Below are 1,920 nucleotides of genomic sequence, written 5' to 3'. Positions count from 1 at the left end.
CTGCCCAATGAGGCAACCCGACCAACGTTCAACAAGCGCCCTCTCTTTCCAACCACAGCGCAGAACAATGGCAAATTGCCGAGGCAACTGCCAAGCCGATATGCTACTTGGCAAATACGCAGAAAGCGACTTAGAGCCAGTAAAATTTAAAACAAACCGCCACGACCTGAAAATGAAGCAACCCACGAACATTAGTATGTTTTACGGGCTGAGTAATTCATGAACTTGAGCCGACAATGCCGATTTGCTGAAGTAACTCGAACGAACTGCCAAAGAGACAAAGAACAGTGATCGAAGAAACTTTAAGCCACTGAAATACAAGTAAACATAACGCCCTGTTAAGGGGTGAGCAACGCAATACAAAAGCCGCTGCAGACCACCTTAAACACTAAAGCCAACGCATAGTAAAAATGCCACGCGTTGCGAATCCCTCTTAAACAGTTTGTTATAACAAAGATTTTTGTACGATAGACAGTGCGTCTTCGTAACCAGAGTTCTCTTCAATAAACTTTCTTACAAGGGAACGATTACTAGGGGTCAGTGTTGCCCAACCTCTGTTCCATGCCTTATAAGCATGCCAAGAGTATCCGATATACAATTCTCTACGCATTGTCTCCATAGAACGTTTAACCGCTTTTAAATACTCGGTTTCCAATGCTGTATCTTTGATATCCAATATACTGCCGATATATATCAACCAATTAGCCAATTGGACATACTGATCCCAAGCATTATTCTCATGGGTCAGTTCTGTTTTCGTTGCGATAATTTTACTAATAGCTTCAACTACATTTTGGTCGTTAATACTTAGGCCTGCAGCTCCTAATGAAGCAATAATTTCGTAAAACGAGTTGTAAAGGCCCAAGAACTCTTTTTTATAGCTATGATTCTCAAAGAGTACTTTTTTGATGTTGCTAACTGAGGATTCCACACATTTCTCAGCTTCCGGTATTTGTTGATTTAATTCTGCAAAAAATTCAACGACATCCTTGTTATCTAGAACACGAATGCCATAACAATGAGAATAATAGTCTTTAACTTGTTGCGCCACCGATGAACGTGAAATCAAAAAGATATTCGAACTCACAACGTGGTTTTTTGAAAACCCTTTATAGTCGCTAATGATCGCTTTCAAGTTTGTATCACCCAAAGAATAACCAAGTATTACTACTGTATTTTCATGTAACACAGTACTTAGCTTCCGCGAGAAATAAGATTCACCGTTGAGGAACTTAAAGTAATCGTCAGATGTTATGACCATATTACTTGGGGCGTCCACTGAACCATGCACATGATAAATTTTAGCCCTAGATATTGATCTTGGTATGGGTAGACCTGGTGCAATTGAGTGACAATCACTTTCGTTTGCGATTTTTTCTAGGAGTTTGTCATAATTTGTAGTTACTGCTCTAAAAGAGCGCTTAGTCATAAACTCAGTTACAGGCCCTATTTCTCCAGAAAGTTCTACGCTTTCAATTAGTCTAGCTGTTTCCGTATGAATATTGAGTCCAATACTGGACAATTCGATTGCTATAACTTGCGCACTTTCTTCCAGAGTCAAAGGGTTTTTCCCATTCTCAGGGAACAGAGCAGCCTTAGTTTCTTTTGCATTTGGCAACAAACCAATCAAATCTTCGAGAAGACCTTGCCAACTCGGTGCTTTTTTATCTGTAACCGCTTTGGAAAAGCCAGTTCCGGTAAAAAAACAAATTCTATTTGAAGCAGCTGCATAAGCAATTTCAAACATCTCACTCAAAATACATTACCTCTTTGTTATAACGCCGCGTTAAGTAGTGAGCAACACTGCCACCTAACTTAAACCATTGTGCCGTAAACACTAATTTCAAAGCAAACCGAAAATGCTAAGCGTTGCGAATCTGCCTTAAACGCTTTGTTAGTTGCCATTCTAAACCTTTGATT

At 39.7% G+C, this 1,920-nt stretch carries 2 protein-coding genes; one reads left to right on the top strand and one right to left on the bottom strand.

From position 1 onward, the window contains the following. A partial coding sequence (locus CDZ87_RS17260; RefSeq protein WP_216639397.1) for a hypothetical protein occupies nt 1-223 on the top strand: 223 nt, incomplete at its 5' end. Nucleotides 224-445: 222 nt separating this feature from the next. On the opposite strand, the gene CDZ87_RS16615 is transcribed toward CDZ87_RS17260, so the two are convergent. Further along, nucleotides 446-1,747, bottom strand: coding sequence for an SIR2 family protein (locus CDZ87_RS16615; RefSeq protein ID WP_245834754.1), 1,302 nt, complete (start codon nt 1,745-1,747; stop codon nt 446-448). Nucleotides 1,748-1,920 lie beyond the last annotated feature (173 nt).

Source organism: Vibrio salilacus, from assembly GCF_002811245.1.
GTDB classification, from domain to species: Bacteria; Pseudomonadota; Gammaproteobacteria; order Enterobacterales; family Vibrionaceae; genus Vibrio; species Vibrio salilacus.
Note: the sequence above shows the minus strand (reverse complement) of the source record. Positions and strands in the feature narration are given on the sequence as shown.

Coding starts and splice junctions, on each gene's coding strand:
- CDZ87_RS16615 (WP_245834754.1), bottom strand. CDS start 1,747: ATGTTTGAAATTGCTTATGCAGCTGCTTCAAATAGAATTTGTTTTTTT.